The organism is uncultured Roseibium sp. (assembly GCF_947494555.1).
Taxonomy (GTDB): domain Bacteria; phylum Pseudomonadota; class Alphaproteobacteria; order Rhizobiales; family Stappiaceae; genus Roseibium.
In genome coordinates this window covers 730,246-744,571 of the sequence record NZ_CANLVF010000004.1, presented here as the reverse complement: position 1 = coordinate 744,571, position 14,326 = coordinate 730,246, and the positions used below count along the sequence as shown (strand labels likewise).

The window sequence follows — 14,326 nt, the reverse complement described above, 5'->3', positions numbered from 1 at the left end:
ACCCAACATCGCTGCCAGGTATCGCAAGGACAACGCCGCCTACGCTTCCCTTCCTTCATATCAAATTGTCAAAGAACCATTCGTTTGAAACGAATGCCGCCATGAAGGCTGGACCAAAGACACCTCGTTTCGTACCCGTTTCCAGGTCTCCTAAACTGATATGTCTGGTAATGTCGACGACAAGGAGCGCCAAGCGGCGGCTGCGCCGTCGATGGAGGGCGTTATACGCAGGGCCCGAACATGAGTCAACAGCGTTTGTCAAAAAAGATTCACAGTATGAAAGTCAATCGAATTCATTAAGTAATTTCATGCGCTTGAAACTGTACGCTCATTGGCTACCGAGCAAAATTCAGTTACCTTCAAGGCTTTCACATACAGCGTTTTGACGGTACCTGCTTACGACAAAAATCCCGTAGCGACCTGCATAAAAGATGACGCAACGCACCATTTTGGCGTTGGCGCAAAAATCCGTGCGCAACGACGAAAGGGCGTGTCAGGGGTCAACCGATCCGCGGTCCTTACAACGGGAGCTTCGGAGCGAAGAAGACAACGGCGCCGATTGGCGCCGCATCTTGCAAAAAAGCCTTGAAATCACAGAACCGTCAAAATCAGGAAGTAGGCACATTATTTCGGGCACTCTGAGGTGGGGTCACCGTAGATAAACAATTGACGTTTTAGATCAAACACTGCAAGAAGCAGGATCTGTTGTGCTATGGCCGACGGGATGTGTGATTTCGTGCATTGCCGCGATACTTCGACCCGATACAGAACGACCTGACACAGCTTGAAAAAAGGACCGGACAGGTATCAATGCATTTTGGCCCTTTCCATAGTGCGCAGTCGACACGCATCGAACTGGGGGACGAACCTCCCCTACGCGGTTACGAAGGCCGCAGCGGAATGTCCGACAAACGTCAGGTTTCTCTTCGCTGGCTCGCCGGAACGGTACTGACAGGCTTCACGTCCCTCGTACTGATGGGCGGTGCGCTCATGGCAGCCCTTGACGGTCAGTACAGTGTTGAAGCGGCGCCATCCGCCGATGCCTTCTTTGCAGGTGTTTCACCGTCAGACGGCGGCAGCAGCAAAGGCGACAGGGTCCTGAAGACTGCCGCGGAATATTCGAGCAAAAATATCATCGACGTGAATGTCGTCGCACGGGTCGGCGACAAGGATCATATACGTGTTCAGCCCCATGTTTTCGTGAGCGCTACGTTGGCAACGCGCAAGGATCAGGACCTTGCCGCACTGATACCCGCCTTCAATCCGTTGAACATGTTTGCGGACAATCAGGACGATGCAGCAGGCAGCGCATTCACGGATGCCGCGACGGCGCAGATCGCCGACTCCGTCTATGGTGCGAAGCTGGAGAACGAAGTCAGCATCAGCCTCGCGCCCTTTCCGACATCGAGCCCTCTTATCGACATGAAAAGAACCCCGTCGGAAAACGAGGTTGAACTGAGCGTACGCGAATCCGCACGCTCGCTGGCGATCAACTCCATTCAGAGCGCGGCACAGACACTTGTCGACCCGGGCCGCTTCGACTTCAATCTCGCTCTGCAGCCCGACCTGGAAAGATACGCTGTCAGGATCACGCCGGAAAACGTTTCCTTCGTCTCCAAACGAGACGAGGAGATCCGGTTTGCAGGCATGCAGGAGAACATCATCCCAATTTCGCAAGGCCAGGTTCTTAAAGACCTCCTCCTGGACTATAATGCCAGCGAAAGCGAAGCGGGAAAAATTGCATCGTCTTTCGCCGCCCTGTTCGGCATTACGGAGCTTGAAGACGGCCAGCGCTTGCGCATAGCGTATGCTCCCTCGCCCGAAAACCTTGAAGAGATGCGTACAGAACGCGTATCGCTTTATACAGACACCGACCATCAGGCGACCGTCGCCCGCTCCGACAACGGCAACTACATCAGGGCCGAGCAGCCGAGCACGTTCCTTGCCGATGCCTTTGCCGAAGCCGATCGGGTGTCGTATGGCGGTCCGACGCCGGCGATCTACGACAGTCTTTATCAGACAGCGCTCGAACAGGAGATGCCGGAAGAGATCATTGACGATCTCGTTCGGATGTTCTCGTTCGATGTCGATTTCAATTCGCGGGTTCAGCCGGGCGACGCACTTGAACTGTTTTTCACACCGGGTGACGACGGAACACCCCCGAAGATCCTTTATGCAGCGCTCAACACAGGCAACACGACTCGCGAATTCTACCGTTATCGTACGCCCGACGACGGCGCGACGGACTTTTACGACGCCTCCGGGCAGAGCGCCAAGAAATTCCTGGTTCGCAAACCGCTGAATGGCGGAAAATTCCGGTCAGGGTTCGGAATGCGGCGGCACCCGATCCTGAAATACACCCGCATGCACCGTGGCGTGGACTGGTCGGCACCGCGCGGCACCCCGATTATCGCCGCAGGAAACGGAACCGTGGTCAAGTCCGGATGGGCGTCCGGTTATGGACGGCGCGTCGAGCTGCGCCACACCAACGGCTATTTAACCACATACAGCCACATGACTGGGTTCGGGAAGGGCATCCGCGAGGGTGCGCGCGTAACGCAAGGCCAGATCATTGGGTATGTCGGCTCAACCGGGCTTTCAACGGGCCCCCATCTTCACTACGAGGTTCTCGTGAACGGCCGCTATGTCGATCCCATGAGGATCAAGCTTCCAAAGGGCCGCACGCTCGAAGGCGAGATGCGCACCAGCTTCGAGACCGAGCGCTACCGCGTCGAGACGCTATTGGACCGCGCCCGCAAACCGTCTCGCGTTGCCTCGGCGGTCAACTGAGATGCCACCGGGTGAATGCCACCCGTGAATTAATTGAGCCCGCGGAAACGATAGTTTCCGCGGGCTTTTTTGTCTCTTCAGGCAGTACCGCTCAGGCAGCCGCACTTTCCGAACCGGCGACCTGGAAGATCAGCCGGTCCGCCCCGGCGGAAACGTCGACCGTCTGGCCGTCGAGAATGTCGCCGCCCAGCAGTTTTTCAGCCAGCGGGTCCTGGACGTCCTTTTGAATGACGCGTTTCAGCGGACGGGCACCATAAGCGGGATCGTAGCCCTTCTGCGCCAGCCAGCCGAGAGCACCATCATCGAGGTTCAGCACAATCTTGCGGTCGCTAAGAAGAGCCCGCAACCGCTCAAGCTGGATCTTGACGATATCCGACATCTGCGAGCGCTGCAGACGATGGAACAGGACAATTTCATCCAGACGGTTCAGGAACTCGGGTCGGAAATGCCCGCGTACCGCTGACATGACCTCATCCCTGACGGCATCGCTGTCCTGGCCTTCAGGCTGATTGACGAGATACTCGGCACCCAGATTGGACGTCATGATGATCAAGGTGTTGCGAAAATCGACGGTCCGGCCCTGACCGTCGGTCAGACGGCCATCATCGAGGACCTGCAGCAACACGTTGAAGACATCGCCGTGAGCCTTTTCGATCTCGTCAAACAGCACGACCTGATAGGGCCGGCGGCGGACGGCTTCCGTAAGAGCGCCACCTTCCTCGTAGCCGACATAGCCCGGGGGCGCACCGATCAGCCGGGCAACGGAGTGCTTCTCCATATATTCCGACATGTCGACCCGCACCATGGCACCGTCATCATCGAACAGGAAGCTCGCCAGCGCCTTCGTCAGTTCCGTCTTGCCGACACCGGTCGGCCCGAGGAACATGAACGACCCGATCGGACGATGAGGATCCTGAAGACCCGCGCGCGCCCTACGTACCGCCGTCGAGACGGCATGAATGGCCTCGGCCTGACCAACGACACGCTTTGCCAGCACATCTTCCATGCGCAACAGCTTTTCCCGCTCGCCTTCCAGCATCTTGTCGACCGGGATACCGGTCCACTTCGACACGACCTGTGCGATGTGCGAAGGCGAGACGGCCTCGTCCACCATCGTGTCCTGGTCTTCAGACGCCTCGGCTTCGGACAGCTGCCGCTCCAGATCCGGCACAACGCCATAGGCCAGTTCGCCGGCCTTTGCCAGGTCGCCCTGACGTTGCGCGATTTCCAGATCGGTCCGTGCCTGCTCGAGCTGTTCCTTGATCTTCTGTTCCAGGTTCAGCTTTTCCTTTTCACCGAGCCAGCGGTTCGTCAGAGCCTGTGACTGCTCTTCCAGATTGGTAAGCTCCTGCTCGAGCTTGGTAAGCCGGTCACGGGAGGCGTCGTCACTTTCAACCTTCAGCGCCTCGCGCTCGATCTTGAGCTGGATGATCCTGCGGTCCAGTTCGTCCAGCTCTTCCGGTTTGGAATCGACCTGCATGCGCAAGCGGCTCGCGGCTTCGTCAACAAGATCGATCGCCTTGTCGGGCAGAAAACGGTCCGTGATGTAGCGGTTGGACAGGTTTGCCGCCGAAACAATCGCGGAATCGGTAATCCGGACACCGTGATGGAGCTCGTATTTCTCCTTGATACCGCGAAGGATCGAAACTGTGTCCTCGACCGTCGGTTCCGTGACGAATACGGGCTGGAAACGACGGGCAAGTGCCGCGTCCTTTTCCACATGCTTGCGATATTCATCAAGGGTCGTTGCCCCGACACAATGCAGTTCGCCACGCGCAAGCGCCGGCTTGAGCAGGTTGGAAGCGTCCATGGCCCCGTCAGCCTTGCCGGCACCGACAAGCGTATGCATCTCGTCGATGAACAGGATGATGCCGCCCGCCGCCGCTTCAACTTCGGACAGGACGGCTTTCAGCCGTTCTTCGAACTCACCGCGGTATTTGGCACCCGCAATCAAGGCGCCCATGTCGAGCGCGAGCAGCTGCTTGTCTTTCAGTGACTCCGGAACATCTCCATTGACGATCCTGAGCGCCAGCCCTTCCGCGATCGCGGTCTTGCCGACCCCGGGTTCACCAATCAGCACGGGATTGTTCTTGGTCCTGCGCGACAGCACCTGCATCGTGCGCCGGATTTCTTCGTCACGCCCGATCACCGGATCGAGTTTGCCGTCTCTGGCGACTTCCGTCAGATCCCGGGCGTATTTCTTGAGAGCCTCATACTGGTTTTCAGCAGTTGCGCTGTCGGCCGTCCGGCCCTGGCGCAGCTGGTTGATCGACTCGTTCAACGCATTCGGCGTAACCCCATGGCGTTTCAGAAGCTTACCAGCTTCACTGCTCGTATCCATGGCAAGCGCCAGCAGCAGACGCTCGACAGTAACGAAACTGTCGCCCGCCTTTTCGGCAATTTTTTCTGCCTGCTCGAACAGCCTTGCGGTCGGCTGTGCCATGTAAAGCTGGCCGGATCCGCCTGAAACCTTCGGCATTTTGTCGAGAATGCCTTCCAGATCTCCTTTGAGGGCTTTCGCCTGACCGCCCGCTCTGTCGATCAGACCGGTTGCCATGCCTTCAGGATCATCCAGAAGAACTTTCAGAATATGTTCAGGCGCGAACTGCTGATGCCCTCGCCCGAGAGCAAAGGTCTGAGCGGACTGAACAAAGCCTCGCGCACGCTCAGTGTATTTTTCGAAATTCATATGCACCTCCTACCCGCTCACACCACCCGAAGCGTGGGGGAACGTTGTTGGATACGGACCCCGATCACGGGCGTCCGCGCAGCCTTCTTCAGCACTGCTCACCTAATATAGTGTTGCATTTTAATCACAAAAGCCCCCATCACTGAAAAGCGCAAAACAAAAACGGCGCCCTGCAGGCGCCGTTTTCGAGTTCATCACACTCAGCATCAGACTATTCAGAGGCGGCTGCCGTCTCCGCAGGCGCGTCGTCACTGGTTTTCGCCCGCCGGGTCCGAGTTGTCCTCCGGCGAGGCTTGGCCTGTTCTTCGTCCGGGCTTTCGCTGTTGGTTTCGCCCGCATCCGCCGTTGCATCGGGCGAGGCATCCGCGCTCGCCTCGGACGCCGTGCGACGCGGCGTGCGCGATCTTGGCGTGCGGGCCCTACGGCGGGGTTTTTCGTCGGAGTCAGCGTCCTCGGCATCCGCCTTCTGACCGGCACCGTTGACCTGTCCTTCCTGGTCAATCACGGGCATGTCTTCGATAAAGGGTTGAGGGCTGTTCGCGTCAACGACATCCCCGTCGGCATTTGCGCGCTCCTGCGCCGGCCGCTCGGATCCGTTTACCGGCGATCCGGATCCGTTCGATGCCGCATTTTCAGCGGGTTCTTCGGAATCGCTACGGGCAGCCGGCTGTGTCGCGGGCTGCTGCTGCGGCTGTGCGGCCGCGACGATGCGGAGATAGTGCTCTGCGTGCTGGTTGTAGTTTTCGGACATCACGCGGTCGCCCGATGCCTGAGCATCTCTGGCTAGCTGCTGATACTTCTCCGCAATGTGCATCGCAGTGCCGCGGATTTTCACATCAGGACCGTTTGATTCGTAAGTCCGGGTTAGCGGATTAGGGCCTTTGCGGCCCCGCCCGCGCATGCGCTTATTGCTTTGATTTCCTGGTCTCATCCTGCCGTTTTCTCTTGCGGAACGGCGGTCAGCGAAACGCTGACCCAACATCGGAATTGCTTAAACCGATACGAAATACACACCGAAACCAACAATGCTGGTTAGCGGCTGTCTTTGAAAACACACGCAACGCATAACAGGCCACTGGCCAGCGCTTTCGTCTTTCTCTTCGACAGTCCAAAACACCGGAAAGCCCGACTTGCAGCAGATTCCTTAGCGCATATAGCGTTTCTCGTCTTCATGCTGCCGGATGCGTATGCCCCGCTAAACGCTGTTAACATCTCCGGTTTCGGCAAGTCGAACCTAACCGTTTCCGTTGCGATTTCCAAGCGCTTTTTCGCGATTGGATCAAAACAATGAAATTATAACCTGCGAGCCGTCACCACACGGTCGTTTCCGGAAAGATCCTTAATGATTTCAATCGCTCCAAAGGCATGATGACGCAACTGTTTTTCCACGGCTGGGCCCTGGTCATATCCGATCTCAAGCGCTATTTGGCCTCCGGTCTGCAAAAGATGCGCCGCATCGCCGACGATGGCAACGTAAGCGTCCAAACCAGATTCGCCGCCATCAAGTGCAAGCACAGGATCGTGCCGGACAACTTCCGGATCCAGTTCGCCAAGAACATCTTTGCGGATATAAGGAGGGTTGCTCACGATCCAGTCCGGCCCGGTCGCAAGATCCGGTCTGAACGCGCTGAGATAGTCGGCGCAAAGCGGATGGAAGCGGTCTCCCACCTGATGTAACTGTGCGTTTTTCTGCGCGCATCCAAGCGCTTCTTCGGAAAGATCGATCGCAATCATCTGACTGAATGGCAATTCCGCCAGCAGCGTGACAGCGATTGCTCCCGATCCGGTTCCGATATCCCAGATTGTTGACACCTTGTCGTGCGGTGTTCTCGCCAGCACGGTATCAATCAGAATTTCGGTATCGGGCCTTGGTTCCAGCGTCGCCTTGTTCAACAGGAACCTGCGCCCGTAAAAATCGCGTTCGCCGAGGATCCGTCCAACAGGCATTCCGGAGATGCGCAACTCGGTTTTGATGCCAATGTCTCGGCAACTATTGTCTTCAACTTCTGTGTCTTCACTAAGGACCAGGCCGGAAACGCTCGTTCCCAGGACCGTGCTGACAAGGATCTTGGCATCAAGATCCGCAGTGGGCAGACCGGCAGCGCGAAACCGGTCCCGCACTTGCAGGTAAAGCTGCCCGACGCTCAGGGTCATGTGTCTTCTGAAGCAAGCAGATTGGCTTGATGGTCGACGATCAGTGCCTCGACAACCTCGTTCAGACCGTCCCCGGCAATAATCTGCTCAAGCTTGTAGAGCGTGAGCCCAATCCTGTGATCGGTGACCCGCCCTTGCGGAAAATTATACGTGCGAATGCGTTCCGAGCGATCACCCGAACCGACCTGCAGCCGGCGGGCTTCGGTTCGTTCGCTGGCCGCTCGCTCGCGTTCTTCGTCATAGATGCGGGCGCGCAGTAATTGCATCGCCCTGGCCCGGTTCTTGTGCTGCGATCTTTCATCCTGCACCGCGACGACGATTCCAGTCGGAAGATGCGTAATGCGCACGGCGGAGTCGGTCGTATTGACGTGCTGACCGCCTGCGCCGGACGCCCGGAACGTATCGACGCGCAGATCGCTCTCCTGGATATTGATATCCACATCTTCAGCCTGCGGCAGAACCGCGACCGTCGCCGCGGATGTGTGAATGCGCCCTCCCGATTCGGTTGCGGGAACCCGTTGAACCCGGTGAACGCCCGATTCGAACTTCATCCGTGCAAACACATTGTCGCCCGAGACGGACGCAATCACTTCCTTGAACCCGCCGACTTCCCCCTCGCTCGCGGACAAAACTTCCACTTTCCATCCCTGAATCTCGGCAAAGCGTTGATACATGCGAAACAGATCGCCGGCGAACAGAGCAGCTTCGTCGCCGCCGGTGCCGGCGCGAACCTCGAGGATCGCATCGTTGGCGTCGGCTTCGTCCTTCGGCAGAAGGCCGATGCGCACCTCCTGCGTCAGATCTTCAACGCTGGCGGAAAGCTCGTCCTGCTCGAGTTCGGCAAGTTCGCGCATCTCCGCGTCGATGTCCGGATCGGCAATGAGGGCCTGGGCATCGGCAAGCTCATCCTCAGCCTTGATCAGAGCCCGGATTTTCGTGACCAGTGGTTCAAGGCCGGCATATTCGCGGGAAAGTTTCACATAAGCTGCGGGATCAGGTCCCGTCGACATCAGGTGTTCAATCTCGGCAAATCGGTCCAATAGGGTATCAAGTCTGTGACGCGCCAGCATACGCGCAATGTCTCCTAGATCCGGTCGAAGTCAGTGGCATCAATGCCCAGAACCGACATATTTTCCAATTAAACACAACACGGTCTCAGGTGTTGCCTATGACGGGGACATTGGCCTTCACGGCACCGAATCCCCTACCACGTTTCACTGTTCTGACATATCAGTGTCCCGAGGTGTCAGCTAGTGCACACCGCACGCGATCACGGGCACCTAGAGGGCAACATCCGTTTCAGCGGCGAAGCGCTTCAGCACATCGCGAATGTTGCTGTCCCCGTGACCCGACTCCAGGCGCGGTAGAAGCCTTGCGGACAATCGCCCGGTATCCAGCGTCCGCAACATAGCCTTGACCGGTCCGAGTGCGGCCGGTGACATGGACAGGTCCCGATAGCCGAGACCGACAAGCGCCATCGCTTCCAATGGCCTGCCCGCAAGTTCACCACACAAGGTGACCGGGACATGATTGTTATGTGCGGCATCTGCGATCGATTTCAAGGCTCTGAGGAATGCGACGTTCAAGGTATCGAACCGCTCCGCGACCCGCGTGTTGCCGCGATCGACTGCGCAGAAAAACTGGAAAAGATCATTCGACCCGACCGAAACGAAATCGACATAGGTCATCAATTCGTCGAGCTGAAAAAGAAGAGACGGGACTTCGATCATTACCCCGAGCCGGATATTTTCCGGAACCGCGTGACCATGACGACGAAGATGCTTGATTTCTTTGTCGACAAGCGCCCTGGCGCTCAGGAACTCGTCGACCTCCGCCACCATCGGAAACATCAGTTTGAGATCGCGACCGGCGGCTGCGTGCAACAGCGCCCTGATCTGCGTACGCAGAAGCCCAGGCCTGTCGAGACCGAGCCGGAGTGCGCGCCAGCCCATTGCCGGGTTCTCTTCCTGGATCGAACGCAGGTAGGGCAAGACCTTGTCGCCGCCGATATCGAGGGACCGGAAAGTAACGGGCTTGCCATCCGCAGCGTCGAGAACCTGGCTGTATTGGGACTGCTGTTCGCGCATCCTCGGGAATGACGACGCGACCATGAATTGCAGCTCTGTCCGGAAGAGGCCGACACCGGCAGCGCCGGATTCTTCAAGATGCGGAAGATCGATGAGAAGGCCAGCATTCATCTGGAGGGAAAATTCAACGCCGTCCTTCGTGACCGATGGCTTGCTCCGCAATCTGCGGTACTGCGCCTGACGCCGTGCCCTGAACCTGACTTTTTCCGCATAGGCGTTTTCAAGATCGACGGCCGGCCTGAGATGAATTTCGCCGGTGTCGCCGTCGACGATGATCGCGTCCCCGGCATCAGCCAGGCTGACGATGTCATCCACAAGCCCGACTGTCGGTATGCCGAGCGCACGGGCGACGATGGTAACGTGGCTTGTCGGACCGCCTTCTTCGAGAATCAGGCCGCGGATCCGGTCGCGTCCATAGTCGAGCAATTCCGCCGCGCCCATGTTCCGGCCGACGATGATTGCGTCTTGAGGCAAATCGCCGGTCCCCGGGCCATGTTCGCGCCCCATCAGCTCCCGGATCAGACGATGTGCAAGGTCGTCGAGATCATGCAGGCGTTCGCGAAGATAGGGATCTGTTTGCCGCAACATCCGGGCGCGCGTGTCGCTCTGGACCTTTTCAACAGCCGCTTCGGCGGTGAGGCCATTCTTGATCGCATCCTCGATCTTGCGAATCCAGCCGCGGTCATAGGCGAACATGCGGTAAGCTTCGAGGACTTCTCGGTGTTCACCAGTCGCGGCAATTTCGCCGCTTGCCAGGAGGTCGTCGATGGAAAGTCTTAGTCGGTTGATCGCGCCTTCCAGACGGGCGGTCTCCTGATCGGTGTCTTCCGCGATCAGATTTGTCACGACAACGCGCGGTTCGTGAAGAACCACGTGCCCCAGACCGACACCTTCAGACAATCCCGATCCCGCGGCGGTAATAGGTCTCGACAGATCCAGGCCCGTCGCCTTCTGTGCAATCGCTTCCAGTTCCCCGGCGGCCACCATCTCGGCGATCACCATCGCGGTCGTCTGCAGCGCCTCGACTTCGTCTTCCAGGTAAGTCCGGTGGGACTGGTTCTGCACCACAAGCACGCCGAGCGTCCGGCCTGCGCGCAGGATCGGGACGCCGAGGAACGAATTGTAGGCTTCTTCGCCCGTTTCCGGCAGATAGGCGAACCCCGGATGGGCGCTGGCGTTCGGCAAGTTCAAGGGACGGGCTTCGGCCGCGATCAGACCGACGAGGCCCTGGCCAACTCGCAGCGAGGCGTTGTGCACCGCTTCTCTGTTGAGACCCTCGGTCGCATAGAGCTCGAGAACGCCATCTGCACGCAGTATATAAACCGAGCACACTTCTGCGACGACATTCGAGGCGATCAGCACGACAATCTTGTCGAGTCGCTCTTGCGCCGTGATCGGTTCCGCCATGACTTCGCGGAGCCTGCGGAGCAATAGGCGCGGTCCGGCTAGGTTGCTGCGCATTGCGCCCCCGTCTGAATTCCGCTTCAGGCGCGCTCCCGTACCATACCTCTGGGAGCCGCCCGCCGGTTAAACTATCCGTCTAACCCGTATAGCGAATGGAGAGTCCGCACCGCAAGTTCCGCGTATGCAGAATCGATGAGCACGGAAATTTTGATTTCAGAGGTCGTGATCGCGCGAATGTTGATGCCCTTGGACGCAAGGCCTTTGAAACACTGCGCTGCGACACCTGCATGCGAACGCATCCCGATACCGATCACCGACACTTTGACGACGTCGGTCGCGCCCTCAACAATCTGAAAGCCGATTTCGTCGCGGTTGTCGTCCAGAACCTTTTTGGCACGCTCGAAATCGCCCTCCGGAACCGTGAAGGTAATGTCCGTCGTCTTTCCATCCGGGGAAATATTCTGGACGATCATATCGACGTTGATATGAGCATCGGCCAGCGGACCGAATACGGATTCGGCAACGCCCGGCTTGTCGGCCACGTCACGCAGAGAGATCTGAGCTTCGTCCTTGGCATATGCTATGCCGGTGACAACCTGCTGTTCCACGAGTTCATCCTCGTCGCAAATAAGAGTACCAATCGGAAGACCGTCTTTTCCGGCCTGAGGCGCATCCGGGTCATCGAAGCTGGAGCGCACGAAAGTCCTGACATTGTGGACCATCGCCATCTCGACGGATCGAACCTGAAGAACCTTGGCGCCGAGCGACGCCATTTCGAGCATTTCTTCAAATGAGACACGTTCCAGGCGTTGCGCCTTGGGAACGATCCGCGGGTCAGTGGTGTAAACCCCGTCGACATCTGTATAGATGTCGCAGCGGTCGGCCTCAATGGCGGCCGCAATTGCAACCGCGCTCGTGTCCGACCCGCCACGTCCGAGCGTCGCGATCCGGTTGTCGGGGGAAATCCCCTGAAAGCCGGCAAGCACCGCAACCTGGCCCTGCTCCAGACGCTCGGTCAGAAAGCCGCCATCTATCTCGCGAATTCGGGCGGCACCATGGTTCTCGTCCGTCTTGATCGGAACCTGCCAACCCTGCCAGGACCGCGCATTCACACCCATGTGCTGAAGCACAATTGCCAGGAGGCCGGACGTGACCTGTTCGCCGGAAGCTACGACAGCGTCATATTCCCGCGCATCGTGAAGCGGCGACGCGTCGCGGCAGAACTCCACCAGCTTGTTGGTCTGTCCGGCCATCGCCGAAACGACAACCGCGACCTGATGGCCGGCTTCCACTTCCCGTTTGACATGGCGGGCGACGTTTCGGATGCGATCAAGATCGGCAACCGAAGTCCCCCCAAATTTTAAAACCAGTCGGGCCATACCACTCGTATTCTGTTTATCGTGTCATGAAGCGCTGCACGCTCCGCTTGGATCGGCGCACATGCATACAGGCTGAGATGCGTTGCTGCAACTCCGCGCGACCTGCGCTTACTTGACATATGGTCAAAGACACTGAACGACAGCTAAACAATGGACCCGTTTAAGATGCGGCAGCGTCACGCTTAGGAAGGATCGTCCGATGACAGGCAAGGCTCGACAGACCAAAAGCACGATCGACGAGGACGAGGTCGCCAGGTTTTCGGCGATGGCTGACCAGTGGTGGGACCCGACCGGCAAGTTCAAACCCCTGCACAAATTTAATCCCGTAAGACTGGCCTACATCAAGCAGGAAGTCTGCAGGCAGTTCGAGAGGGATCCGAAGGCTGCTGACGCTTTCAATGGCTTGAGGTTTTTGGACATCGGCTGCGGCGGAGGCCTTTTGAGCGAGCCGATGGCACGCCTTGGAGCGGATGTCGTTGGCGCCGATCCTTCCGAAACGAATATCAAGATCGCCAGGCTTCACATGGAAAGTTCCGGGCTGGAAATAGACTACAGGGCGCAGACCGCCGAAGATCTCGCAGCCGCGGACGAGACCTTTGATGTCGTCCTGAACATGGAAGTCGTGGAGCACGTCGCGGATGTGCCGCTGTTCCTTCAGGCAACCAGCAGCATGGTTCGCCCGGGAGGCTTGATGTTCGTTGCGACCATCAACCGCACGCTCAAGGCTTACGCGCTGGCGATTGTCGGCGCGGAGTATGTGTTGCGCTGGCTGCCGAAAGGTACCCATTCCTATGAAAAGCTGGTTCGACCATCGGAGATCGAAGGTCCGTTGGGAACGGCGGGCCTGAAAATAATTGACCGCTCGGGGGTTAGTTACAATCCGGTCACCGATATCTGGTCCCGGTCCCGCGACATGGATGTGAACTACATGATGCTCGCCGAACGGGCAGACAAATCTTGATGGCAGAGCCGATAGTTTTCGTACCGGGTTTGCTATGCACCGATGCGCTTTACGCACCGCAGATCGCGGCGCTTGCGGACCACCCGATCATGGTTGCGAACAATCGGGACGACACCAGCATAAATGCCATCGCCGCACGTTTGCTCGAAGCAGCGCCGGACCGATTTGCACTCATCGGTCTTTCGATGGGCGGCTACATCGCAATGGAAGTGATGCGGACCGCACCGGATAGGGTCAGCAAGCTCGCGCTTTTGAACACTTCCGCGCGCGCCGACACGGAGGAACAGTCGAGACGCCGAAGCACACTCGTCAAGATGGCGACCGAAAAAAGCTTTGAAAGGGTCCCTGAACTCCTCTTTCCGGGCTTTGTGCACGAGAAAAACGAATCCAACGTGACGTTGAAGTCCGCCGTCGTTGAAATGGCCGTCGAAACCGGCCCGGACGCCTTTGTTCGCCAGCAAAGAGCAAACGCCGACAGGATCGACTCCAGACCATATTTGAAAAGCATCGATTGCTCGACACTTGTGCTGACCGGTGACGGCGACAGGCTGCTGCCACCGGAACTTTCAGTCGAAATTCGCGAACGCGTCCCACAAAGCAAGTTGGTAATGATCGAGGAGTGCGGTCATTTGTCCACTTTGGAAGACCCTCAAAGGGTGACTGCGGAACTTGGGGCGTTTCTCACCGCGAAATGACGTTGGCGGCAGGCTTTTTCCGCTTTCGAACAGGCAGGGTGAAATTTTTTGATCCCTGTCAATGAACCGTCTTGCAGCGAAGTTAGAATTACCGCACGCTGGTTGAGAGCTTACCAGCACCAGCTGAAAATGCTCTGAGCTCACCCGTCAAGCCGCGGGAAGCGGCT

Annotated in this window: 9 protein-coding genes; 3 read left to right on the top strand and 6 right to left on the bottom strand. The window is 58.0% G+C overall.

The genetic code is table 11. The features are described 5' to 3' along the window. Positions 1–810 precede the first annotated feature (810 nt). A complete protein-coding gene (locus Q0915_RS22455) occupies positions 811–2,790 on the top strand; it encodes a M23 family metallopeptidase (RefSeq protein ID WP_299479085.1) in 1,980 nt (659 codons plus the stop codon). A 91-nt stretch (positions 2,791–2,881) separates the two neighbouring features. Here Q0915_RS22455 and clpB read toward each other — a convergent pair whose 3' ends face one another. The 6 genes from clpB to Q0915_RS22425 form a co-directional block, all read right to left on the bottom strand. Then, positions 2,882–5,479: an ATP-dependent chaperone ClpB gene (gene clpB / locus Q0915_RS22450; RefSeq protein WP_299479082.1), complete on the bottom strand. Its 2,598-nt coding sequence runs from the start codon at positions 5,477–5,479 to the stop codon at positions 2,882–2,884. A 211-nt stretch (positions 5,480–5,690) separates the two neighbouring features. Next, positions 5,691–6,410 (bottom strand): DUF4167 domain-containing protein, encoded by a 720-nt coding sequence (locus tag Q0915_RS22445; protein ID WP_299479079.1) that lies wholly within the window; start codon positions 6,408–6,410, stop codon positions 5,691–5,693. 362 nt (positions 6,411–6,772) lie between these two features. Beyond that, positions 6,773–7,633, bottom strand: a complete 861-nt coding sequence (prmC, locus tag Q0915_RS22440) for a peptide chain release factor N(5)-glutamine methyltransferase (protein ID WP_299479076.1) — start codon at positions 7,631–7,633, stop codon at positions 6,773–6,775. Next, the gene (gene prfA / locus Q0915_RS22435) at positions 7,630–8,703 is read right to left on the bottom strand and encodes a peptide chain release factor 1 (protein ID WP_299479073.1); all 1,074 of its coding nucleotides are present in this window, start codon (positions 8,701–8,703) and stop codon (positions 7,630–7,632) included. The genes prmC and prfA overlap by 4 nt, the downstream gene beginning before the upstream one ends. Positions 8,704–8,913: 210 nt before the next feature. After that, the gene (ptsP, locus tag Q0915_RS22430) at positions 8,914–11,181 is read right to left on the bottom strand and encodes a phosphoenolpyruvate--protein phosphotransferase (protein ID WP_299479070.1); all 2,268 of its coding nucleotides are present in this window, start codon (positions 11,179–11,181) and stop codon (positions 8,914–8,916) included. A gap of 71 nt (positions 11,182–11,252) precedes the next feature. Beyond that, a complete protein-coding gene (locus Q0915_RS22425; RefSeq protein WP_299479066.1) occupies positions 11,253–12,503 on the bottom strand; it encodes an aspartate kinase in 1,251 nt (416 codons plus the stop codon). A gap of 199 nt (positions 12,504–12,702) precedes the next feature. On the opposite strand from Q0915_RS22425, the gene ubiG reads away from it, so the two are divergent. Beyond that, complete coding sequence (ubiG, locus tag Q0915_RS22420; RefSeq protein WP_299479063.1) at positions 12,703–13,464, top strand: bifunctional 2-polyprenyl-6-hydroxyphenol methylase/3-demethylubiquinol 3-O-methyltransferase UbiG; 762 nt, start codon at positions 12,703–12,705, stop codon at positions 13,462–13,464. Then, on the top strand, positions 13,464–14,159 hold the full coding sequence (locus tag Q0915_RS22415; RefSeq protein WP_299479060.1) for an alpha/beta fold hydrolase: 696 nt from the start codon (positions 13,464–13,466) through the stop codon (positions 14,157–14,159). The genes ubiG and Q0915_RS22415 overlap by 1 nt, the downstream gene beginning before the upstream one ends. The last annotated feature ends 167 nt before the right edge of the window (positions 14,160–14,326 follow it).

What these genes read in the sequence shown, in the direction of transcription:
- Q0915_RS22455 (WP_299479085.1), top strand. Translation starts at nt 811, where the DNA reads ATGCATTTTGGCCCTTTCCATAGTGCGCAGTCGACACGCATCGAACTG.
- clpB (WP_299479082.1), bottom strand. Translation starts at nt 5,479, where the DNA reads ATGAATTTCGAAAAATACACTGAGCGTGCGCGAGGCTTTGTTCAGTCC.
- Q0915_RS22445 (WP_299479079.1), bottom strand. Translation starts at nt 6,410, where the DNA reads ATGAGACCAGGAAATCAAAGCAATAAGCGCATGCGCGGGCGGGGCCGC.
- prmC (WP_299479076.1), bottom strand. Translation starts at nt 7,633, where the DNA reads ATGACCCTGAGCGTCGGGCAGCTTTACCTGCAAGTGCGGGACCGGTTT.
- prfA (WP_299479073.1), bottom strand. Translation starts at nt 8,703, where the DNA reads ATGCTGGCGCGTCACAGACTTGATACCCTATTGGACCGATTTGCCGAG.
- ptsP (WP_299479070.1), bottom strand. Translation starts at nt 11,181, where the DNA reads ATGCGCAGCAACCTAGCCGGACCGCGCCTATTGCTCCGCAGGCTCCGC.
- Q0915_RS22425 (WP_299479066.1), bottom strand. Translation starts at nt 12,503, where the DNA reads ATGGCCCGACTGGTTTTAAAATTTGGGGGGACTTCGGTTGCCGATCTT.
- ubiG (WP_299479063.1), top strand. Translation starts at nt 12,703, where the DNA reads ATGACAGGCAAGGCTCGACAGACCAAAAGCACGATCGACGAGGACGAG.
- Q0915_RS22415 (WP_299479060.1), top strand. Translation starts at nt 13,464, where the DNA reads ATGGCAGAGCCGATAGTTTTCGTACCGGGTTTGCTATGCACCGATGCG.